We start from the raw sequence: 20,766 nt of genomic DNA, 5'->3' as shown, positions 1-20,766 counted from the left end.
AGCAATCCAGAGTCTTTCCGCTGAGGCAGTCTGGATTGCTTCGTCGCTGCGCTCCTCGCAATGACGAGCTTGGGGCGAGCGCTTTCCACACTCTCAACTGCCGTAGCCCGGATGGAGCGTAGCGCAATCCGGGGCGGTCTCACCGCGCGGACAGAACCCGGACTTCGCTACGCTCCATCCGAGCTACAGGATCAATCAATACCCCCGCGCCAGCGCCAGCTGCTCGGTGTGGTAGTTGGCATCGCCGAACAGCTCCTCGCACACCCGGGCGCGCTTCATGAAGAAGCCGATGTCGAACTGGTCGGTCATGCCCATGCCGCCGTGCATCTGTACGCCTTCCTGCACCGCGCGCGTGGCGGTGGTGCCGGCGCGGGCTTTTGCGACTGCGACGGCTGAGGCGGCCTTGGCGACGTCCGCATCCAGCGCCTGAAGCGCCTTCATGGTGGCGGCGCGGGTGATCTCGATGTCGACATAGAGCTCGGCGGCGCGGTGCTGCAGCGCCTGGAATTCGCCGATCAGCTTGCCGAACTGTTTTCTGCTCTTGAGATACTCGACGGTGCGGCCAAAGACTTCGTCGCTGAGGCCGACCATTTCGGCAGCGACCGCACCGCGGCCGATATCGAGCACGCCGTCGAGCAGGCTGGCTGCCTGATCGACCTCGCCGAGCACGCTGTCGGCGGTAACCTCGACATTGGCAAGCTCGATCCGCGCCGCGTTGTGGGCGTCGACCATGATGGTGCGCTCGATCGCAACGCCCTTGGCCTTGGGGTTGACCAGGAACAGCGTCAAGCCGTCGCGCTCGCCGGCCGCGCCTGCGGTGCGTGCGGCGACGATGAGCAAGTCAGCGACATGGCCGTCGACGACCAGTGCCTTGGCGCCGGAAAGCTTGAAACCGTTGCCGGCGCGCACGGCCTGCAGGCTGGTCTGCAGCGGCCGATGCTTGGCACCCTCGTCGATGGCCAGCGTCGCGAGCAGCGAGCCGTTTGCAATCTTCGGCAGGTATTCCGACTTCTGCGCGGCGCTGCCGCCGCGGTTCAGCGCGGAGGCCGCCACCACGCTGGTGGCGAGGAAGGGCGACGGCATCAAGGTGCGGCCGATCTCCTCCATGAGCACACCGGCTTCCATGAAGCCGAGGCCGCTGCCGCCGAATTCTTCCGGCACGAGCAGGCCGGCGAAGCCCATCTCGGCGAAGGATTGCCACAGCTCTTTCGAGAAGCCCGTGGGATCCTTGGAGTCGCGCAGATGGCGCAGGTGCGACACCGGCGCCTTGTCGCTGATCAGCCCGCGCGCGGAGTCGCGGAGCATCGATTGTTCTTCGGTGAGGACGAGGGCCATGTGCTTTGCTTCCGATTCGAAATCTATTTGTCGTCGTCATTCCGGGATGGCCCGAAGGGCCAGGCCCGGAATCCATCAGGCGGCTTTTCCGCGGTAAGATGGATTCCGGGCTCGCGCTACGCGCGCCCCGGAATGACGGGTTGTGAGAGCGTGCCTCACGCCCCCGGCAGATCCAGGATGCGCTTGGCGACGATGCCGAGCATGACCTCGGACGTGCCGCCCTCGATCGAGTTGGCCTTGGTGCGCAGCCAGGCGCGAGGGCGGGCGCCCTGCTTCGAGCGCTCGCTCTCCCATTCCAGCGCGTCGACGCCGCCGGCCGACATCAGGATCTCGTAGCGGCGCTTGTTGAGCTCGGTGCCGTAATATTTCATCGCCGAGGAGAACGCCGGATGCGCCTGCCCCGCCTTGGCGAGATCGACCGCGCGCTCGGCACAAGCGGCAAGGGCGGCCTCATCGACGTCGAACGTCGCGATCTGGCCGCGCAGCATGGCATCATCGAGCCGCCCCAGCGCATCGGAGCCGACGGAATCGGCCGCGATCTGGCCGAGCGGACGGCCGACGCCGCGTTCGCCCATCCCTGAGATCATCGCGCGCTCGTGCTGGAGCAGATACTTTGCGACATCCCAGCCGCGGTTGACGGTGCCGACCACATGCGACTTCGGCACGCGGACGCCGTCGAAGAATGTTTCGCAGAACGGCGAATAGCCGGAGATCAGCAGGATCGGCTTGGTCGTCACGCCCTTCGAGGCCATGTCGAACAGGATGAAGCTGATGCCGTCGTGCTTCTTGGCAGCGGGATCGGTGCGGACGAGACAGAAGATCCAGTCGGCGTAATTGGCGTAGGACGTCCAGATCTTCGAGCCCGTGATGAGGAAATCATCGCCGTCGCTCTCGGCGCGGGTCTGCAGCGAAGCGAGATCGGAGCCGGCGTTCGGCTCGGAATAGCCCTGGCACCAGCGAATTTCGCCCGCGGCGATTTTTGGTAGATGCTCCTTTTTCTGCGCCTCATTGCCATACTTGAGCAAAGCCGGCCCGAGCATCCAGATGCCGAAGCTCGACAGCGGCGGGCGAGCGCCCATCTTGGCCATTTCGGCGCGCAGCACCTTGTGCTCGGCGGCGCTGAGGCCACCGCCGCCATACTCCTTCGGCCAGTCCGGCACGGTCCAGCCCTTGTCGCGCATGCGCTCGAACCAGATGCGCTGCGGCTCGGACGAGAACTTTGCGTTGCGCCCACCCCAGAACACGTCGGCGTCCGACGTCGCGGGCTTGCGCATCTCCGGCGGGCAATTGGCTTCCAGCCAGGCGCGCGTCTCAACGCGGAATGTTTCGAGTTCGGCGGTTTCAGAATCGCTGGTTTGAGAGTCAGTCATTGGTCGTTTCCATCACTCAAAATCGACTTGTTGGCGGCGACTCTGGGCCAAGCTCCGGCGGAATTCAACCACTTCCGCGAGCCGCATTCGGCTATAGTCGCAGCTCACGACGGTGCTTGAAAACAAAGAGGAAACCAGAATGCGCCTGAAACTTCTTTCGCCTGGCGAAATGAACGAGAGCCAGCGGCAGACCTATGACGAGTCGATTGCCGGCAAGCGCGGCAAGCCGCCGGCGCCGATGATGGCCTGGCTGAACAGCCCGGAGATGGCGCGCCACGCGACGCGGCTCGGCGAGGTGCTGCGCTTCGACACGATCTTCCCGGCAAGGCTTTCGGAGATCGCGATCCTGGTGACGGCGCGGCACTGGACCGCGCATTACGAATGGTATGCGCATAAGCGCCTGGCGCTTGCGGGCGGCATGAGGCCGGAGATCATCGAAGCGATCCGCGATCGCCGCACGCCTGAGTTCGACGATGCCAAGGGGAAGATGATCTACGACGTCGCGAAGTCGCTGCATGAAGGACACGGCGTCGAGAAGGGTTTGTATGATGAGGCGGTGAAGCTGCTCGGCGAACGCGGCGTCGTCGAGGTGATCGGGCTGTGCGGCTATTACACGCTGGTGTCGATGACGCTGAACACGTTTGAATTCGGCCTGCCCGAGGGCGAGGTGTCGGAACTCGCCTAGTTTCCCATCCGGAAACGATGGGTTTCGGGATCGGCCCATAGCGCGGCCCCGGAGCCGGCGTTATGTGGATGGTTTCAACGGAGCATTCCCATGTCGCAAACCCAGGCCGTCGCCGCCGGCACCCGAATCGGCCACGTCCACCTCAAGGTCGCCGACCTCGATCGCGCGCTCGGCTTTTATTGCGGCGTGCTCGGCTTCGAGCTGATGCAGCGGATGGGCTCGGGCGCGGCCTTCATCTCGGCCGGCGGCTATCATCACCACATCGGGCTCAACACCTGGGAGAGCAAGGGCGGCTCGCCGCCGCCGCCGGGCACGACGGGACTGTTCCACACCGCGATCCTGTATCCGACGCGCCCCGCGCTGGCGGATGCGCTGCACCGGGTGCTCTCGGCGGGGATTGCGCTGGATGGCGCGAGCGACCATGGCGTCAGCGAGGCGCTGTACTTGCGCGATCCCGACGAGAACGGCGTGGAGCTGTATTGGGACAAGCCGCGCGAACAATGGCCGTTCGGGCCGGATGGCAAGCTCGCGATGTTCACCAAGCGGCTGGATGTGGAGGCGTTGTTGCGGCAGCGGGAGGGTTAAACTCCGCTCTCTCCCCGTCATTGCGAGCGCAGCGAAGCAATCCAGAATCTTTCCGCGGAGGCAGTCTGGATTGCTTCGCTGCGCTCGCAATGACGGAGTGTGTCGAGGCGGTGTCGCGACGGCGCCAGGCGCGATGCCGTAGGGTGGGCAAAGCGAAGCGTGCCCACCAAATCTCGCGATATAGAGACAGATGCGTGGGCACGGCGCTTTGCGCCTTTGCCCACCCTACGAGAGCTTCGCTTTGGGCTTCCCCCGCACCATGATCAGCGCCGCAGCGATCACCTCCAGCGCGATGCAGAGATAGAATGGCAGCACGTAGCTGCCGGACCAATCGCGCAAGGCCCCGACGATTCCGGGGCCGAACGCATAGGTCACCTGGTTGATCGCGGTGTTGAGGCTGATCAGCACGCCGAACGCGGCGCTGTCGAACTCCTGCTGCACGATCAGCGACGGCAGCGTGATGAGGTTGCCGACCGAGAAGCCGAACACCGCGCAGGCCGCGATCAGCACATAGTCGTTGTGCAGGTTGATGACGACGAGGAGCGCTGCGGCCTGGCTGAGGAACGAGAGCGCCGATGCGAGGCGCTGGTTGAGGCGGTCGATCACCAGCGAGAACAGCACGCGGCCGACCACCGCCATCGCGGTCAGCACTGCGACGGCAACCGCGGCGCGCTCGCGACCGATCACGGGATCGAGGAACGAGATCAGGTGCACGATGAAGCCGACCTGCGAGAACAGCACCAGGGCGAATGCAATGGTCACCGTGAGGAAGCCGACGTCGCGCAGCGCCCAGGCGCGGATCTGCGTCGACGATTGCGGCTTTGCCTCCGCTGCCGCCTGCCAGGCGTGAAGATCGGGCGGGCGGCCGACGAGAAGCAGGATCACCGGCACGAGCAGCACGAGCATGGCGCCGGCGGCGGCGTACATCGCGCCGGCGAAGCCGACATGACCGATCAGCGTCACCAGCAGCGGCACACCGACGATCCCCCCGAAGCTCGCGCCGTTGAGCGCGAGGCTGATCGCCATGCCGCGCTTTTGGTCGAACCACAGGCTGATCGTGTTGGTGATCATGGCAAGGCTGGTACCGGCCCAGCCGAAGGCGAGCACGGCGTCGGCGAGATAGAGCTGCCAGGGCTCGCGCACCGCGCCGATCGCGACCGCGGCAGCCGCCATCGCCAGCGTGCCGGCGATCAGGCTGAGCCGCGGACCGTATTTTCGCACGGCCTCGCCGACGAAGACGACCAGCAGCGCGCCGAACAGATAGAAGAACGTCGTGCCGGAGGAGATCAGCGAGGCCGGCCAGCCCCGCGCGCGCTGCAGCTCGGCGACATAGACGCTCTGGCCGTAGAAGCCGAGCCCCCAGCCGAAGGTGGCGAGCAGGAAGCAGACCGCGACGATGCGCCAGCCTTCGTAGCGGAGCGAGGATTCGTCGACGGGAACCGTATGGCGGGGGTTGTCGAGCATTGCGCTTCTCCTTGAGGTTCCCCCGCAAGCGCCTGGCTTCACGCTCGCCTGTCGCTGACGAGCATCATGTAACAACGCGACTTCCGAAAATCACTTCGACGGCGATCGAAGCATCGACACTGCTGACAGCCTCCCGCCAATCTAGACCGCGTCCGGGAACTCACCCATCGCCGCCTCGAGCCGCGCCTTGCGGCGCTTCGCCCAGGAGACCAGCGAGAGCACGGCAAGGCCGAGCACGACCGGCGGGAACACCACCATGTTCACCGCGGACCAGCCGTAATTGGCGAGCAATTGCCCGGAGGAGAACGAGCCGATCGCCATCATGCCGAACACCAGGAAATCGTTGAAGGCCTGCACCTTGTTGCGCTCCTGCGGGCGGTGCGTCTCCAGCACCAGCGCGGAGGCGCCGATGAAGGAGAAATTCCAGCCCACGCCGAGCACGATCAGCGTGGCCCAGAAATGCATCGCCGTGACGCCGGAGAGACCGATGGTGGCGGCGGCCGCTTCCAGCAGCAATCCGGCGGCGACGATCTTCGGGGCGCCGAAGCGCGCGATCAACGCGCCGGTGAAGAAGCTCGGACCGTACATCGCGACGATGTGCCACTGAATGCCGAAATTGGAATCGGAAAGGCTGAGGCCGCACATCTTCATGGCGAGCGGCGCCGAGGTCATCACCAGATTCATCATGGGATAGGCGATCACGCCGCACAGCGCCGCCGCGATGAAGCGCGGCTGGCTGACGATGGTGAGCAGCGGCCGGCCGCCGTGCAGATCGGCGGGAGCGGGCCTCGGCATATCGACGCCGGCGACGATGCCCATCGCGACCAAGGCTACGGCGGCCTGCACCAGGAAGCTGAAGGCGAACAGATAAGGCTGCCAGACATCCATGGTCCATTGCACGAGCTGCGGACCGAGCACGCCGGCGAACACGCCGCCGGCCATGACCCAGGACACCGCCTTCGGGCGATACGCGGCGCTGGCGCCATCGGCGGCCGCGAAGCGATAGGACTGCGCCACCGCGCCGTAGAGGCCGCCGAGGAAGGTCGCCAGACAAAACAGCGCGAACGAGCCGCGCAGGATCGCGAACGAGCCGAGCAAGCCGGTGAGCGTGCCGAGACCCGTGCCGGTGATGAAGGCGGCGCGGCGGCCGAAGCGGCGCGAGATCGCGCCGGTCGGCAGCGTGCCGGCGGCAAGCCCCACCACATACATCGAGATCGGCACGGTGGCGAACGACATGTCGGGCGCAAGCGTGGCGCCGACGATCGCGCCAGTGGCGAAGATGACCGCCGAATTGGCGCCGGTCAGCGCCTGCGCGGCGGCAAGGCGCACCACATTGGCACGCACGCGGGCATCGGCGGCGATCTCATTGGCTGCAGTTACGTCCAGCATCGGCACTTCCGCCCCAAGGGCATTTGAGGCTTTCGAGGGCCTTGTTGATTCCCGGCACTATGGAGGGGCGCGGAAGGACGGGCAACCGACGCAAACGGGCGCGGGCCATGCCTCTGACGCAATCAGTTGGATGATAGCGACGCGCGCCCTTGACGGCTTGCGCTCGATCAAATCCTATCCGCCGCGAATTTTACGGAGTTTCGTTCATGTCCGTCGACGACAGGCCCACGCTCAGCGCTCCCGACGACGATCCCTGGCTGTGGCTGGAGGAGATCGAAGGGCGGCAGGCGCTCGATTTCGTCGAGCGGCAGAACGAGCTGACGCTTCAAGCCTTCGGCGGCGCGGCCTTCGCGCGCGATCGCGATACCCTCGCGGCGATCTATGATCGTCCCGACAACATTCCCTATGTCAGCCGCCGCGGCACCGACCTGCACAATCTCTGGAAGGACGCCAGCAATCCGCGCGGCCTGTGGCGGCGGACGACGCTGACGGAATTTCGCAAAGCCGCACCAGTGTGGGAGACCATGCTGGATATCGACCAGCTCGCGGCAAAGGAAGGCGAGGACTGGCTGCTGAGCGGGATCGCCACGACGCCCGGAAGCTCGCGCGCCATCCTGAGCCTGTCGCGCGGCGGCAGCGACGCCGTTACCCTGCGGGAGTTCGACCTCGCCACCAAGAGCTTCGTTGCGGACGGCTTTACGCTGCCGGAGGCCAAGGGCGGCGCGGACTGGCTCAATGCCGACACGCTGCTGCTGTCGAGCGCGCATGGCGAGGGCATGGCGACGAGCTCGGGCTATGCGCGAACGGTTCGCCTGTGGCGGCGCGGCCGGAAGGTCGAACAGGCCGAGGTGATCGCGGAGACCACGGAAGATCACATGGTGATCTACGGCGGCGTCGATGACACGGGACCTGCGCCGCGCACCTGGATCATCGATCAGATCGACTTCTTCAATCACGCCATCTGGCTGCGCGATGCCGCCGGCACGATGACGAAGCTCGACCTGCCGACCGGCGTCTGGATGCAGGCGCATGGCGACTGGTTCGCGATCAAGCTGCGCAAGGACTGGACGGCCGGAGGCCGCGCCTATGCCACCGACACCGTGCTCGGCATCTCGCTCTCCGCCTTCCTCGCCGGCAGCCGCGATTTTGTCGTCCTGTTCGAACCTGCACCGCGGCGCGCCTTGCAAGGCCTGTTCTGGGCCGCAGGAAAGCTGGTGCTGTCGATTCTCGACGAGCTCAAACCGCAATTCGAGATCTGGACGCCATCCGCTACGGGCTGGAGCCGCGAGACGCTTCCCGGCCTGCCGCAGATCGGCGTCGTCGACGTCTGGGCGCTCGATCGCCATCCGTCCGAAAGCAACGGCGATCTGCTCGCCAATGTGCAGGACCCGCTGACGCCGCCGTCGCTGCTGCTGATCGCGCGCGGCGTCGCAAGTCCGACCGTGCTGAAGCAGGCGCCGAAGACGTTCACCGCCGACGGCCTCGTGGTGACGCAGCACGAGGCGATCTCTGTTGACGGCGAGCGCATTCCCTATGTGCTGACCGGCCCCGCAAAAGAGACCGGCGATGCGCCGGTCTTCATGAGCGCCTATGGCGGCTTCGCCGTCGCCGTGAAGCCGTACTACAACGCCTCGCTCGGCAAGCTGTGGCTGGAGCGCGGCGGCACCACGGTGCAGGCGAATCTGCGCGGCGGCGGCGAGTTCGGCACGCGCTGGCACGATGCCGGGCGCCTCGCGGGCAAGAAGCTGTCGCATGACGATTTCGCGGCCGTCGCCGCCGACCTCGTCCGCCGCGGCGTGACGAGCGCGAAGCGCATCGCCGCGCAAGGCGGATCGAACGGCGGCATTCTCATCACCAACATGCTGGTGCGCTACCCCGAGCACTTCGGCGCATTGTTCTGCACCATCCCGCTGATCGACATGCGCCGCTACACAAAGCTGCTCGCCGGCGCGAGCTGGATCGCGGAATATGGCGATCCCGACAAGCCGGAGGAGTGGGAGTGGCTGAAGACCTACTCCGCCTATCACAACGTCAACGCCGGCCAGGCCTATCCGCCGATCCTGATCGCGACGACGCGGCGCGACGACCGCGTCCACCCCGGCCATGCGCGCAAGATGGCGGCCAAGCTCCAGGCGATGGGCTATGAGGCCTGGTTCTACGAGCCGGCCGCAGGCGGCCATGGCTACGGCAAGGACAACAGGGAGCGCGCCGGTTTCGAGGTGCTCGGCTTCCGGTTCTTGAAAGAGAAGATCGGCTGGAAGGACGGCGAAGGCTGAGGGGACGAATATGCCATTCATTGCGTCCGGTCGCGCCGGGCTCGCGACCGAAATCGTGGGCGACGGCACCGCAATTGTCTTTCTTCATGCCAATGTGTGCGACCGGCGCATGTGGCGCGCCCAACTGGATGCGATCGGCGCCACTCACAAGGCGGTCGCTTATGACCGGCGCGGGTTCGGCGAAACGCGCGCCGAGCCGGAGGACTTTTCCGCCCTGTCGGACCTGATGGCGGTGCTGGAGGCGACCGCAGACGGCAAGCCCGCAATTCTCGTCGGCTGCTCCCTCGGCGGCCGCATCGCGCTCGATGCCGCCATCCGTCACAAGTCGCGCGTTCGTGCGCTCGTCCTGATCGCGCCCAATGTCGCCGGCGCGCCCGATCCGACCTACACGCCCGACATCGCAAGTCTGATGGCGCAGTCGAAAGAGGCGGAGGCATCCGGCGATCTCGATCGGTTGAACGCGTTGAAGGCGCGCCTCCTGCTGGATGGAGCGCTGGCGAACGAAGGCCGCGTCACAGGTCCCGCGCGCGATCTGTTCCTCGACATGAACGGCATCGCGCTTCGCTCGCCGCCGTTCGGAACGGATGTCGACATTCGGCCCTTCTTCGACCGGCTCGGCGATGTCGCGGTGCCGACACTCGTGGCGTGGGGCGACCTCGACTTCCCCTACGTTCAGGACCGCTGCCGCCATGTTGCGGCGGTCGTGCCGGGCGCGGAAGGGCGTGAATTGCCCGGCGTAGCGCATCTGCCGAGCCTGGAGCGCCCGGCAGAGACCACAGCTCTCATTGCCGAATTCGTCGCACGGCATGCGGGATGAGTTACCTCTCCCGCTTGCGGGAGAGGTCGACGCGCCCGGGCGTTGCGTAGCATCGTCCCGCGCGGCGGGTGAGGGCTTTCTCCTCTTGGGGGTTCTCGCTTGCGGAAGCACCCTCTCCCCAACCCTCCCCCGCAAGCGGGGGAGGGAGCGCACCGCCTCCTCAGCTTCGCGCGAACACCAGCGTCAGATTGTTCGCGGGCATCTCGATCGTGTCGACGAGGCGAAGGCCCGCCGCCTTCGCCAGCTTCTCGACATCGACGACGTCGCGGACGCCCCAGTCGGGATTGCCTTCGCGCAACGAGGTGTCGAACACGGCGTTGCTGAGCGCGGTGTGCTTGCCGTCGCGCTTGAACGGGCCATAGAGGAACAGCTTGCCGTCGGCGCGCAGGTATCGTCCGGCGCCGGCGAACAGGCCTTCGGCCACGGTCCACGGCGCGATGTGGATGACATTGGCGCAGAACACGGCGGCAAGGCTGCTCGGCCCCTGTCCGCTCTTCATCTCCGGACACCAGTCGGGATCGGTGAGGTCGATCCGCAACGGCGAGCGGATGTTCTGCAGGCCCGAATGGACGCGCCAGGCCTCGATGCTCTTCACATGCCGCTGGTTGAGGTCGCTGGGCCACCAGATCAGGCCGGGCGTGTGCCGGGCAAAATGGACCACGTGCTGGCCGGTTCCGCTGCCGACCTCGACCACATTGCCGGTCAGCCCGGCCAGATGCTTCTCCAGCGCCGCCCAGATCGGCTCGTGATTGCGATGAAAGGCCGGCGCATCGAGCCGGCCGTCGGGCTCGACCCGTCCGCCGTCCCTGCCAAATTCGACGACATATTCAGCCAAGTGAGGTCCCCTTGAAAAAACGAGAACGCGATGAAAACAGGATGAGCGCCCAAACGCCTCGAAACAGCCGGCCCGCACCCACGATCTTTAACGCCTGGGGACTCCTGGGGCCAAATCGACCGAACAAATAATCTCTTCAGTTGCAATGCGGAAGATATTAACTCCATTTAGCCGCGTGCATAGTCCTGATTGTCAGGGGCGGCCCTTTGTGCTTTGGAACGCTCCTATTTCCGCGATCGAGATCATCGCCATAACGCCTCGGAATGACGCCTTGACCGCTCTTGTCCGGACGCCCGTCCTGTTCATCCTGTTGGCCATCGCCGCCGGCCTCGCCAGCCCGGCGCGGGCGCAATCCGCCGTGACTGAGGGTCAAAAGCTCGCCTTCGACCGCGGCAAGGGCAATTGCCTGACCTGCCATGTCATCAAGGGCGGAGACCTGCCGGGAACGATCGGCCCCGAGCTGAAGGACATCAAATCAAAATACCCTGATCGCAACGAGCTGGTGGCGATCATCTTCGACGAGACCAAGCGCAATCCCCAGACCATGATGCCGCCGTTCGGCCGGAACCGGATTTTGACCGAACAGGAGATCAGCGCGATCGTTGATTTCCTGCAGACCCTGTAACGGCCGGCGGCCCAGGAGACCCGAGATGACCACGACCACCGGCCCTCATCCGACGCGGCGCCTGATCCTTCAAGGTGCGGCCTCCGTCGCGCTGCTGGGCCTCGGCAATCTGCCGTTCACAGCCGCGCCTGCGCGCGCCGCAGCCAACGACAAATATCCGGACGAGGCGTTCAAGCAGAAGAACGAAGCCGACGCGATCAAGGCGCTCTACGGCAAGACCGCCGAGCCCTCGGACAAGGTCAAGCTCGACGCACCCGAGATTGCCGAGAATGGCGGCGTGGTGCCGATCTCGGTGACGACGACGCTCGACAAGGTGACCTCGATCTCGTTCTTCGTCGCCGAGAACCCGTTCGCGCTCGCAGCAAGCTACAGGATTCCGGACGGTACGCTGCCGAGCGTTGCCAACCGGCTGAAGATGGCCAAGACCACCAACGTGACTGCGCTCGTGGAAGCCGACGGCAAGCTCTACAGCGCGACCAAGGAAGTGAAGGTCACCGTCGGCGGTTGCGGCGGTTAAGCGAGGCAGTTCGACATGGCATCCAGCATTCGCGTGCGCGCAACATCCAACGGCGACATCACCGAGGTACAGGCGCTGATCCAGCACCCCATGGACACCGGCCTCGTCAAGGATTCCAAGGGCGAGGTGATCCCTGCGCATTTCATCCAGCAGCTGAAGTTCGAATGTAACGGCAAGGACGTGTTCGTCGCCGATTGGGGCACCGCGGTCTCCAAGGACCCCTATGTCAAGTTCAGCTTCAAGGGCGCCAAGAAGGGCGACGAGCTCAAGATCTCCTGGACCGACAACAAGGGCGGCTCGGACACGACCACCGCGAAGATCGCGTGATGAAGCCCCGCATCCCCCTCCTGCTTGGCTCGCTCAGCGCCGCGCTGGTCGCGTTCGTGCTGACTTCTCCAGGCGTGGTTGCGGCCGACAAGGTCGACCCTGTCGCCGACGCAAAAGCGTTTCAGAATTTCTTCTTCCAGAAGTTTCCGAACGTGAAGCACGAGGATTTCGTCAACGGTCCTTATTCCATGAACGAGGACATGAAGCGGCAGTGGCAGGAGAAGGAGGAATTCCCGCCTTACGAGTTCGCGCTCGATGCCGGCAAGGAGATGTTCTCGACCCCGTTCAAGAACGGCAAGTCCTATGCCGACTGCTTCCCGAACGGCGGCATCGGCATCCGCCAGAATTATCCCTATTTCGACGAGAAGGAAGGCAAGGTCGTCACGCTGGAGCTCGCGCTCAACCGCTGCCGCGAGGCCAATGGCGAAGCACCCTACTCCTACGTCAAGGACGAGATGGCCTCACTGACCGCCTACATGGCCTACACCTCGCGCGGCAAGCTGATGGACATCAAGATCCCCGATGATCCCCGTGCGCTCGCGGCGTTCGAGAACGGCAAGCGCTATTTCTACACACGCCGCGGCCAGATGAATTTCTCCTGCGCGAGCTGCCATGTGCAGAGCCCGGGCGAGCGCATCCGCGCCGAGATCCTGGCGCCGGCGCTCGGCATCTTGAACGCGATGCCGATCTACCGCTCCGAATGGAGCGGCATGGGCACGACCAGCCGCCGCTTCGTCACCTGCAACAGCCAGACCCGCGCGGTTCCGCTGGAGCCGCAGGCGGATGAATATCGTGACGTCGAATATTTCCTGTCCTACGTCGCCAACGGCCTGCCGATTTCGGGACCGGGAGCGCGGCCATGAAGCTGTCACTTCCTCTCGCCATGCTGCTCGCCCTGAGCCTTGCGCCATCCGCGCGCGCGGCAAACGAGGCGGACTACAAGGCGGCCTATGCCGCCGCCGAGGCCGCCTCCAAGGAGGCAGCCGGGATGCGCAACCAGTGGACCGTGACCGTATCTGCGCTGGCAGCCGCCAAGAAGGCGGCCGACGGCGGCGATTTCGACCGCGCGCTGGCCGCAGCCAAGGAAGCCGAAGCGCTGGCGAAGGCGTCGATCTTCCAGGCGACGTCCGAAAAAGAAGCCTGGAAGGCGATGGAAATCCGCTAGACTGGGCCTATTGGAACTGTCGGACCGTCGTTGAAGGGGCGCGGAGAATTCGAGATTCGAGATGGCCATCCGCCGCCGCGATTTCCTGAAGGGGGCAGGTCTTGCCGCCGCATCGCTCAGCCTGCCCCGGCTTGCGCGCGGCACTGAGACCGCAAGCATTTACGAGCTCGAACGGTTCGGCAATGCGCGGATCCTGCACATCACCGACGCGCATGCGCAGCTCAACCCGGTCTATTTCCGCGAACCCAGCGTCAATATCGGCATCGGTGAGATGGCGGGACGGCCGCCGCATCTGGTCGGACGCGCCTTCCTGGAACGGTTCGGCATCAGGCCCGACAGCGCCGATGCCTATGCCTTCACCTGCTTCGAGTTCGAGAAGTCCGCGGGCCGCTTCGGCAAGCTCGGCGGCTTTGCCCATCTGAAGACCCTGGTCGACCGCCTGCGCGGCGATGTCGGCGAGAAGGATTCCGTGCTCGTCGACGGCGGCGACCTCTGGCAGGGCACCGGGCTTGCCAACGTCATGCAGGGCCGCGACATGGTGGAGGTCGCCAATCTGCTCGGCATCGAGGCGATGACCGGGCATTGGGAATTCACCTATGGCGAGCAGGTGCTGCGCGACAATCTCGAGCGCTTCAAGGGCGAGTTTCTGGCTCAGAACGTGTTCCTGACCGAGGAAGCCGCGTTCAACGACGCCCGCGCCTTCGACCCCGCGACCGGGCGCGTGTTCAAGCCTTCGTTCATCAAGGAGCTCGGCGGTCATCGCGTCGCGATCGTCGGCCAGGCCTTCCCTTACGTCCCGATCGCGCATCCCAAGCGTTTCACGCCGGACTGGACCTTCGGCATCCGCGAGGAGGAGCTGCAGAAGCATGTCGATGCCTTGCGCGGCACCGACAAGGTCGATGCCGTCATTCTGCTGTCGCACAACGGCATGGACGTCGACCTCAAGCTCGCCAGCCGCGTCAGCGGCATCGACGTCATCCTCGGCGGACACACCCATGATGCCGTGCCGCAGCCGATTGCGGTGAAGAACGCGGGCGGCACCACGCTCGTCACCAATGCCGGCTCCAACGGAAAATTTTTGGGCGTGCTCGATCTCGCGCTCGACAAGGGCAAGGTCAGCGACGTCAGGTATCGCCTGTTGCCGGTCTATTCGGAGCTCCTGAAGCCCGATCCCGCGATGGCCGAGCTGATCGGGCGGGTTCGCGCGCCGCATGTCTCCGACTGGTCGGAGAAGATCGCGACGCCCGACCGCCTGCTCTATCGCCGCGGCAATTTCACCGGTCCCATGGACGAGGTGATCTGCACCGCGCTGCGCACCGAGCTCGATGCCGAGATCGCGCTGTCGCCGGGCTTCCGCTGGGGCGTCACCGCGCTGTCGGGCCAGGCGCTGACCATGGAGGACCTGCTCGCGGAAACCGCGATCACCTATCCCGAGACCTACGTGCAGGAGATGACCGGCGCAGAGATCAAGACCGTGCTGGAAGATGTCTGCGACAATCTCTTCAACGCCGATCCCTATTACCAGCAGGGCGGCGACATGGTGCGCGCCGGCGGGCTCAGCTACACCTGCACGCCGACGGATGCGATCGGCAGCCGCATCTCGGAGCTGAGGCTCGATGGCGGCAAGGCGATCAGCGCCAGCCACCGCTACAAGGTGGCAGGCTGGGCCTCGGTCAACGGCCGGCAGGGCGCACCGGTGTGGGACGTCGTCGGCAAATATCTGCGCTCGGGCCGGATGCTTCAGGAGCGGCTCGGCACCGGCATCGCGCTGAAAGGCGTCGACGGCAACCCAGGCATTGCGGGATAGAATGATGCGGTTGCAGGTGTTTCGCGCGATGCTGCTGGCGCTGCTGGGCTGGGCCGCGATGCTGCCGGCGTCGGCGCAGCAGGTGCCGCTCCAGGACAAGCCGTTCGCCGAGCACAAGATCGTGCTCCAGCTCTCCGACGGCGATGCGAAAAAGCAGGCGCTGGTGTTGAGCGTCGCCAACAATCTGCTGAAGGCCTACGATCCCGACAAGGTCGCGATCGAGGTGGTGGCGTTCGGCCCCGGCATCGATTTGCTGCTCGCTGGCAGCGAGCGCCGCAAGCAGGTCGAAAGCCTGATCGCCCAGGGCGTGCGCTTCGACATCTGCCTCAACACGGTGGACACGCTCGAGCGCGAGACCGGCAAGCGGCCGGAGTTCATCCCGGGCGCGACGCCGGTGCAGGTGGGGGTCGGGCAGATCCTGTTCCTGGCGGAGAACGGGTACACGGTGGTGCGGCCGTAATCTGAGCCACACCCTCCCCTGTCGTCCCGGCGCAGGCCGGGACCCATACTCCCAGGCAGGAGTTTGGCGAAGATCCGTCGTTCGGTACTCCCACCGCCCCTCCCGAAGGATCACGCGGTATGGGTCCCGGCCTTCGCCGGGACGACACCGAGATTGGGGGCAACAGCCCCCACCCATCACTCGAAACAAAAATCTTCCAAATATTACCATTCACACAGTGAATTGCTTCTCTTTCCGACCCATGCCGTAGTAGAATCTTGGACATCAGTTCCAAGCCGGGTCCTGCCATGATCTTCCGCCAGCTCTTCGACAGCGTTTCGGGCACCTACAGCTACGTCCTCGCCAGCCGCCCCGGCGGCGAGGCGCTGATCCTCGATCCCGTGCTGGAGAAGGTCGATCGCTATTGCCAGCTGCTGCGCGAGCTCGACCTCAAGCTGGTCAAGGCCGTCGACACGCATCTGCATGCCGACCACGTCACCGGGCTCGGCGAGTTGCGCGACCGCACTCATTGCATGACCGTGATGGGCGACCAGACCAAGGCCGACGTGGTGGCGATGCGGGTCGCGGACGGCGACAAGGTGACGATCGAGGGCCTGTCGCTCGACGTGATGTACACGCCGGGCCACACCGACGATTCCTATTCCTATTTGATGGGCGACCGCGTCTTCACTGGCGACACGCTACTGATCCGCGGCACCGGCCGCACCGATTTCCAGAACGGCTCGTCGCGCGCGCAGTACGAGTCGATCTTCAATCGCCTGCTCAAGCTGCCCGACGAGACGATGGTGTTTCCGGCGCATGACTACAAGGGCGACACCGTCTCCACCATCGGCGAGGAGAAGCGCTACAACCCGCGGCTCCAGGTGCGCTCGGTCGACGAATACATCGAGCTGATGGCGAACCTGAAGCTGCCCAATCCGAAGATGATGGACGTGGCCGTGCCCGCCAACATGCGGGTCGGCCTGCATCAGGAGGAGCTGGAGAAGGAGGGCCGCGCGCTCAGCGCGGTCGAGGCGATCCGCTCGCTCCACCGGCCCGACATCCTGCTGGTGGATCTGCGCGAGACCAATGAGCGGATGAAGCACGGCATGCTCGAAGGCGCGCTGCACACGCCCTATCCCTCGGTCGAGGAAAGCCTGAAGCCCGGCGGCATGCTGCGCGAGGTCGCGGCCGCCACGGGGCGCCGCGTGGTGTTCTTCTGCGCCTTCGGCGAACGCTCGGCGATGGCGGTCGCGGCTGCCAAGGACGCTGGCTTGCTCAACACCGCCCATATCGCCGGCGGCATCGATGCCTGGAAGAAGGCGGGCGGGCCGATCGTGCACTGACGGGCTCGGCGCGTCCCTTGAGATAAGTCAGGAACCGCACATATTGTGCAGGTAGATTCGGATGCAGCATCACCATCCGGGACCAGCCATGGCCAAGACTGCCAACAAGACCGCCAAGCCGGGCGAGCCGCCCAAATCAGCGGACGACAAGGCGAAGAAGCCACCGCCGCCGCGCGCCATCGACGACGACGATTACGAGGACGGCGACATCGCAACGCCGAAGCGTGATCGGTATGGGGCGGATGACGAGCCGTTGTGAGGGGGACTACTGGTTCTGATCCGACGCTAGCGCCCCACTCTCCGCTGTCGTCCCTGCGAACGCAGGGACCCATAACCCCAGGGAGAAGTTTGGCGGGGGATCGCCGTTCGGTACTGCGACCTGTCACAATCGAGATATCACGCGGTATGGGTCCCTGCGTTCGCAGGGACGACAGCGGGGATGGAATCCCCGCCCGCGCTACCTGCCATGCGCCTGCGTTCATGGACAAATAACCGCCCTCCCCGATAGTTTGCGCGTCCATCGGGAGTGAAACGGAACTGCAATGGTCGACGTTCTCGCCGCACCGCAGCAAGGCAAGGCGGACAGTGCGCTGCGCACGCTGACGGGGATCTCGATCGCGCATTGGGTCAGCCATTTCCATCTGCTGGTCCTGCCGATGCTGTTCCCGTTCCTGAAGGACAAGCTCGGCGTCGGCTATGTCGAGCTCGGCTTGTCGCTGACCGTGTTCGCGGTGGTGTCCGGCCTGACGCAGGCGCCGACCGGCTATCTCGTCGACCATTTTGGCGCGCGCAAGATCCTGCTGGCCGGGCTGACGCTCGGCGGCTTTGCGCTGATCCTGCTCGGCCTGCATCTGAGCTACGCCTCGCTGATCGCCTGCGCCGTGCTGCTCGGGCTCGCCAACAGCGTCTATCACCCCGCCGATTACGCCATCCTGGCCGAGCACATGGACGAGGCGCGGATGGGCCGCGCCTTCTCGGTCCACACCTTTGCGGGTTTTCTCGGCGGCGCGGTGGCTCCGGCGATCGTCGCAGCGCTCGTCACGATATCCGGCGGCACCGGTGCTTTGATCGCGTCGGGGGCGATCGCCGTGCTGGTGGCGTTGCTGCTGATTGCCATGAACATTCCCGATGCCGGCGCGCACAAGAAGAAACCGGGCGCGGAGAACGCACCGAAGCAGGCCGTCATCACGCCGGCACTGATGATGCTGACCGTGCTGTTCATGCTGCTCAGCCTGTCGGTCGCCGGCATCAACAATTTCGGCGTGGTCGCGCTGATGAGCGGTTATGGCGCTTCCTATTCCTCGGCCAACGTCATGCTGACGGCGTTCCTCGGCTGCAGCGCCGCGGGCGTGCTCGCCGGCGGCTTCCTCGCCGACCACACCGAGCGCCACGGCTATGTCGCCGCCGCCTGCTTTGCCGTGAACGCAGCGCTCGTGCTGCTGATCGCGCTGGTCACGCTGCCGGGCTGGGCTCTCACCGCCGCGATGGCGACGGCAGGCTTCCTCTCCGGCGTGATCGCGCCGTCGCGGGACATGCTGGTGCGCAATGCCGCGCCTGCGGGTGCAGCGGGGCGCGCCTTCGGCATCGTCTCGACCGGCTTCAATCTCGGCGGCATCGTCTCACCGCTGCTGTTCGGCTGGATCATGGACCAGAGCGCGCCGCACTGGGTGTTCGGCGCGTCGGTGATCTTCATGCTGGCGACGGTGGTGCTTTCGCCGTTCACGGAGCGGAAGCGGCAAGCCGAGTCGTAGCCACAAACTCAATCGTCGTCCCGGCGAAGGCCGGGACCCATTACCCCAGGGAGTGGTTTTAGGGCGAGCTGATAACTCCGAGTCTTCGCCAAACGTCTCCCTGTGGTTATGGGTCCCGGATCTGCGCGCGCTTAGGGCGCGCTTGTCCGGGACGACGAGTAAAATAAAACGCGCAAGAACAACAAAACGGGAAGAAACACCATGAGCAATCCTGATCTCGTAATCCGCGGCGGCACTGTTGCGGACGGCGGTGGCGGCGAGCTGTTCGAGGCTGACGTCGCCATCACCGGCGGCAGGATCAGCGAGGTCGGCAAGGTCTCCGCGAAGGGACAAGAAGAGATCGACGCGCGCGGAAAACTGGTGACGCCGGGCTTCGTGGACGTGCACACCCATTACGACGGGCAGGTGACCTGGAGCCAGGACATCACGCCGTCCTCGCAGAACGGCGTCACCACCGCGATCATGGGCAATTGCGGCGTCGGCTTCGCGCCGTGCAAGCCGGCCGACCACACCCGGCTGATCCAGCTGATGGAAGGCGTCGAGGACATTCCCGAGCCGGTCTTGAGCGCCGGCATTCCCTGGGCCTGGGAGAGCTTTCCCGATTACATGGACTGGCTCTCCAGGCGCGATTTCGACATCGATGTCGGCGCGCAGCTGCCGCATGCGGCGCTGCGGGTCTATGTCATGGGCGAGCGCGGCGCGCGCCGCGATCCCTCGACGGCGGAAGACAACGCGGCGATGGCCAAGCTCGCGGGCGAGGCGGTGCGCTCCGGCGCGCTCGGCTTCTCGACCTCGCGCACGCTCAACCACCGCACCTCGACCGGCGATTTCACGCCGACCCTGAAGGCCGGCGAGGACGAGCTCACCGCGATTGCCGGCGCCATGCATCGGCAGGGCCGGAGCGTGCTGCAATTCGTGCTCGATCTCTCGACCATCCACGAAGATTTGCCGATGATGCTGCGGGTCGCCGACAGCACGAAGTGTCCGATCTCGTTCTCGATCACGCAGAACGACAAATCGCCAAACCGCTGGCGCCAGACGCTGGACGAGATCAATGCGGCGGCCAAGCGCGGCCTCTCCATTACGGCGCAGATTGCGGCGCGCCCTGTGGGCCTGCTGCTCGGGCTCGAGCTGTCGCGCAATCCGTTCCAGACCCATCCGAGCTACAAGGCGATCGCGCATCTGCCGCTGCACGAGCGGCTGGCGCGGCTGCACCAACCTGAGATCCGCAAGGCGATCCTGAGCGAGACGGCGACCGCGACCGACGATCCGCTGTTCTTCCGGCCCAATTACGACAAGATGTTCCTGCTCGGCGATCCCCCGGACTATGAGCAGCCGCCTGAGAACGCGCTCGGGCCGCAGGCGCGCAAGCAGGGAAGGCAGCCGGAAGAGCTCGCTTACGACGCGATGCTGTCCGACGAGGGCCGCGGCATGCTCTACGTGCCCTTCCTCAACTATTCCGACGGCAATCTCGATGCGACGCGCGAGATGCTGATCGATCCGCAATCGGTGCCGGGCCTGTCCGACGGCGGCGCGCATTGCGGCATCATCTGCGATGCGAGCTTCCCGACCTATCTGCTGACGCACTGGACGCGCGACCGCACGCGCGGCGAGAAGCTGTCGATCCCGTTCGTCGTCGCCGCGCAGTCGCGCAAGACCGCGCTTTCGGTCGGCCTCACCGACCGCGGGCTGATCGCGCCGGGCTACAAGGCCGACGTCAATTTGATCGACTACGACCGGCTGCACCTGCATCCGCCAAAGGTGCATTACGACCTGCCGGTCGGCGGTCGCAGGCTGTTGCAGGATGTCGACGGCTACGAGGCGACGATCGTGTCGGGCGTCGTGACGCGGCGGCACGGCGAGGCGACGGGACGGCGGCCGGGGAAGTTGATTCGTGGGGCGCAGGGGGTGGCGAGCTAGGGCTGTGGGATACATGTGAGGCGCGAAAGCCGCGCCTCACTTTCAGTGTCGTCCCGGCGAAGGCCGGGACCCATAACCACAGGAAGTGGTTTGGGGCGAAGCTCGTAACTCCG

Annotated in this window: 20 protein-coding genes; 15 read left to right on the top strand and 5 right to left on the bottom strand. The window is 65.4% G+C overall.

What is annotated here, in order from left to right:
* Positions 1-195: 195 nt before the first annotated feature.
* Positions 196-1,335, bottom strand: a complete 1,140-nt coding sequence (locus IQ16_RS27745; protein ID WP_018644448.1) for an acyl-CoA dehydrogenase family protein — start codon at positions 1,333-1,335, stop codon at positions 196-198.
* Between the two features lie 155 nt (positions 1,336-1,490).
* Positions 1,491-2,705, bottom strand: a complete 1,215-nt coding sequence (locus IQ16_RS27740; RefSeq protein ID WP_018644447.1) for an acyl-CoA dehydrogenase family protein — start codon at positions 2,703-2,705, stop codon at positions 1,491-1,493.
* 139 nt (positions 2,706-2,844) lie between these two features.
* Between IQ16_RS27740 and IQ16_RS27735 the strand changes: the two genes are divergently transcribed.
* Both IQ16_RS27735 and IQ16_RS27730 read left to right on the top strand, forming a co-directional pair.
* Entirely contained in the window at positions 2,845-3,390 is a 546-nt protein-coding gene (locus tag IQ16_RS27735) for a carboxymuconolactone decarboxylase family protein (protein WP_026312213.1), read from the top strand.
* A 90-nt stretch (positions 3,391-3,480) separates the two neighbouring features.
* Positions 3,481-3,975 (top strand): VOC family protein, encoded by a 495-nt coding sequence (locus IQ16_RS27730; RefSeq protein ID WP_018644445.1) that lies wholly within the window; start codon positions 3,481-3,483, stop codon positions 3,973-3,975.
* A gap of 225 nt (positions 3,976-4,200) precedes the next feature.
* Here IQ16_RS27730 and IQ16_RS27725 read toward each other — a convergent pair whose 3' ends face one another.
* A complete protein-coding gene (locus IQ16_RS27725; protein ID WP_018644444.1) occupies positions 4,201-5,439 on the bottom strand; it encodes an MFS transporter in 1,239 nt (412 codons plus the stop codon).
* 141 nt (positions 5,440-5,580) lie between these two features.
* Positions 5,581-6,828, bottom strand: a complete 1,248-nt coding sequence (locus IQ16_RS27720; RefSeq protein WP_026312212.1) for an MFS transporter — start codon at positions 6,826-6,828, stop codon at positions 5,581-5,583.
* Between the two features lie 206 nt (positions 6,829-7,034).
* Between IQ16_RS27720 and IQ16_RS27715 the strand changes: the two genes are divergently transcribed.
* The gene (locus IQ16_RS27715) at positions 7,035-9,104 is read left to right on the top strand and encodes a prolyl oligopeptidase family serine peptidase (protein ID WP_018644441.1); all 2,070 of its coding nucleotides are present in this window, start codon (positions 7,035-7,037) and stop codon (positions 9,102-9,104) included.
* Between the two features lie 10 nt (positions 9,105-9,114).
* Complete coding sequence (locus tag IQ16_RS27710; RefSeq protein WP_018644439.1) at positions 9,115-9,921, top strand: alpha/beta fold hydrolase; 807 nt, start codon at positions 9,115-9,117, stop codon at positions 9,919-9,921.
* Positions 9,922-10,081: 160 nt separating this feature from the next.
* On the opposite strand, the gene IQ16_RS27700 is transcribed toward IQ16_RS27710, so the two are convergent.
* Entirely contained in the window at positions 10,082-10,756 is a 675-nt protein-coding gene (locus IQ16_RS27700; RefSeq protein WP_018644438.1) for a DUF938 domain-containing protein, read from the bottom strand.
* Positions 10,757-11,027: 271 nt separating this feature from the next.
* Between IQ16_RS27700 and soxX the strand changes: the two genes are divergently transcribed.
* The 11 genes from soxX to IQ16_RS27645 all read left to right on the top strand — a co-directional run bounded on the left by soxX (position 11,028) and on the right by IQ16_RS27645 (position 20,653).
* Positions 11,028-11,381 carry a sulfur oxidation c-type cytochrome SoxX gene (gene soxX / locus IQ16_RS27695; protein ID WP_018644437.1) on the top strand — a complete coding sequence of 118 codons (354 nt, stop codon included), beginning with the start codon at positions 11,028-11,030 and terminating at the stop codon, positions 11,379-11,381.
* 25 nt (positions 11,382-11,406) lie between these two features.
* Complete coding sequence (gene soxY, locus IQ16_RS27690; protein WP_018644436.1) at positions 11,407-11,898, top strand: thiosulfate oxidation carrier protein SoxY; 492 nt, start codon at positions 11,407-11,409, stop codon at positions 11,896-11,898.
* Positions 11,899-11,913: 15 nt separating this feature from the next.
* Positions 11,914-12,225, top strand: a complete 312-nt coding sequence (gene soxZ, locus IQ16_RS27685) for a thiosulfate oxidation carrier complex protein SoxZ (protein ID WP_018644435.1) — start codon at positions 11,914-11,916, stop codon at positions 12,223-12,225.
* Positions 12,225-13,088, top strand: coding sequence for a sulfur oxidation c-type cytochrome SoxA (gene soxA, locus IQ16_RS27680; protein ID WP_026312211.1), 864 nt, complete (start codon positions 12,225-12,227; stop codon positions 13,086-13,088). The genes soxZ and soxA overlap by 1 nt, the downstream gene beginning before the upstream one ends.
* Positions 13,085-13,390 carry a hypothetical protein gene (locus IQ16_RS27675; protein WP_018644433.1) on the top strand — a complete coding sequence of 102 codons (306 nt, stop codon included), beginning with the start codon at positions 13,085-13,087 and terminating at the stop codon, positions 13,388-13,390. The genes soxA and IQ16_RS27675 overlap by 4 nt, the downstream gene beginning before the upstream one ends.
* A gap of 61 nt (positions 13,391-13,451) precedes the next feature.
* Positions 13,452-15,197, top strand: coding sequence for a thiosulfohydrolase SoxB (gene soxB, locus IQ16_RS27670; protein WP_018644432.1), 1,746 nt, complete (start codon positions 13,452-13,454; stop codon positions 15,195-15,197).
* A 1-nt stretch (position 15,198) separates the two neighbouring features.
* A complete protein-coding gene (locus IQ16_RS27665) occupies positions 15,199-15,657 on the top strand; it encodes a DsrE family protein (RefSeq protein WP_018644431.1) in 459 nt (152 codons plus the stop codon).
* 287 nt (positions 15,658-15,944) lie between these two features.
* Positions 15,945-16,982, top strand: coding sequence for an MBL fold metallo-hydrolase (locus tag IQ16_RS27660; RefSeq protein WP_026312210.1), 1,038 nt, complete (start codon positions 15,945-15,947; stop codon positions 16,980-16,982).
* A gap of 88 nt (positions 16,983-17,070) precedes the next feature.
* A complete protein-coding gene (locus tag IQ16_RS27655) occupies positions 17,071-17,241 on the top strand; it encodes a hypothetical protein (protein WP_035666839.1) in 171 nt (56 codons plus the stop codon).
* A gap of 283 nt (positions 17,242-17,524) precedes the next feature.
* Complete coding sequence (locus IQ16_RS27650; RefSeq protein ID WP_018644428.1) at positions 17,525-18,733, top strand: MFS transporter; 1,209 nt, start codon at positions 17,525-17,527, stop codon at positions 18,731-18,733.
* Between the two features lie 201 nt (positions 18,734-18,934).
* Complete coding sequence (locus IQ16_RS27645; RefSeq protein ID WP_018644427.1) at positions 18,935-20,653, top strand: N-acyl-D-amino-acid deacylase family protein; 1,719 nt, start codon at positions 18,935-18,937, stop codon at positions 20,651-20,653.
* Positions 20,654-20,766 lie beyond the last annotated feature (113 nt).

Source organism: Bradyrhizobium huanghuaihaiense (assembly GCF_007830635.1).
Lineage (GTDB): Bacteria > Pseudomonadota > Alphaproteobacteria > Rhizobiales > Xanthobacteraceae > Bradyrhizobium > Bradyrhizobium huanghuaihaiense.
The sequence above is the reverse complement of the archived record's forward strand: the minus strand, read 5'-3'. Positions and strand labels throughout refer to the sequence as shown.

Bases quoted from the DNA above. Each gene is read 5' to 3' on its own strand.
- IQ16_RS27740 (WP_018644447.1), bottom strand. From the start codon at position 2,705: ATGACTGACTCTCAAACCAGCGATTCTGAAACCGCCGAACTCGAAACA.
- IQ16_RS27660 (WP_026312210.1), top strand. From the start codon at position 15,945: ATGATCTTCCGCCAGCTCTTCGACAGCGTTTCGGGCACCTACAGCTAC.
- soxA (WP_026312211.1), top strand. From the start codon at position 12,225: ATGAAGCCCCGCATCCCCCTCCTGCTTGGCTCGCTCAGCGCCGCGCTG.
- IQ16_RS27650 (WP_018644428.1), top strand. From the start codon at position 17,525: ATGGTCGACGTTCTCGCCGCACCGCAGCAAGGCAAGGCGGACAGTGCG.
- IQ16_RS27675 (WP_018644433.1), top strand. From the start codon at position 13,085: ATGAAGCTGTCACTTCCTCTCGCCATGCTGCTCGCCCTGAGCCTTGCG.
- IQ16_RS27645 (WP_018644427.1), top strand. From the start codon at position 18,935: ATGAGCAATCCTGATCTCGTAATCCGCGGCGGCACTGTTGCGGACGGC.
- IQ16_RS27715 (WP_018644441.1), top strand. From the start codon at position 7,035: ATGTCCGTCGACGACAGGCCCACGCTCAGCGCTCCCGACGACGATCCC.
- IQ16_RS27735 (WP_026312213.1), top strand. From the start codon at position 2,845: ATGCGCCTGAAACTTCTTTCGCCTGGCGAAATGAACGAGAGCCAGCGG.
- IQ16_RS27720 (WP_026312212.1), bottom strand. From the start codon at position 6,828: ATGCTGGACGTAACTGCAGCCAATGAGATCGCCGCCGATGCCCGCGTG.
- IQ16_RS27655 (WP_035666839.1), top strand. From the start codon at position 17,071: ATGGCCAAGACTGCCAACAAGACCGCCAAGCCGGGCGAGCCGCCCAAA.
- IQ16_RS27725 (WP_018644444.1), bottom strand. From the start codon at position 5,439: ATGCTCGACAACCCCCGCCATACGGTTCCCGTCGACGAATCCTCGCTC.
- IQ16_RS27710 (WP_018644439.1), top strand. From the start codon at position 9,115: ATGCCATTCATTGCGTCCGGTCGCGCCGGGCTCGCGACCGAAATCGTG.
- IQ16_RS27665 (WP_018644431.1), top strand. From the start codon at position 15,199: ATGATGCGGTTGCAGGTGTTTCGCGCGATGCTGCTGGCGCTGCTGGGC.
- soxB (WP_018644432.1), top strand. From the start codon at position 13,452: ATGGCCATCCGCCGCCGCGATTTCCTGAAGGGGGCAGGTCTTGCCGCC.
- IQ16_RS27745 (WP_018644448.1), bottom strand. From the start codon at position 1,335: ATGGCCCTCGTCCTCACCGAAGAACAATCGATGCTCCGCGACTCCGCG.
- IQ16_RS27730 (WP_018644445.1), top strand. From the start codon at position 3,481: ATGTCGCAAACCCAGGCCGTCGCCGCCGGCACCCGAATCGGCCACGTC.
- soxZ (WP_018644435.1), top strand. From the start codon at position 11,914: ATGGCATCCAGCATTCGCGTGCGCGCAACATCCAACGGCGACATCACC.
- soxY (WP_018644436.1), top strand. From the start codon at position 11,407: ATGACCACGACCACCGGCCCTCATCCGACGCGGCGCCTGATCCTTCAA.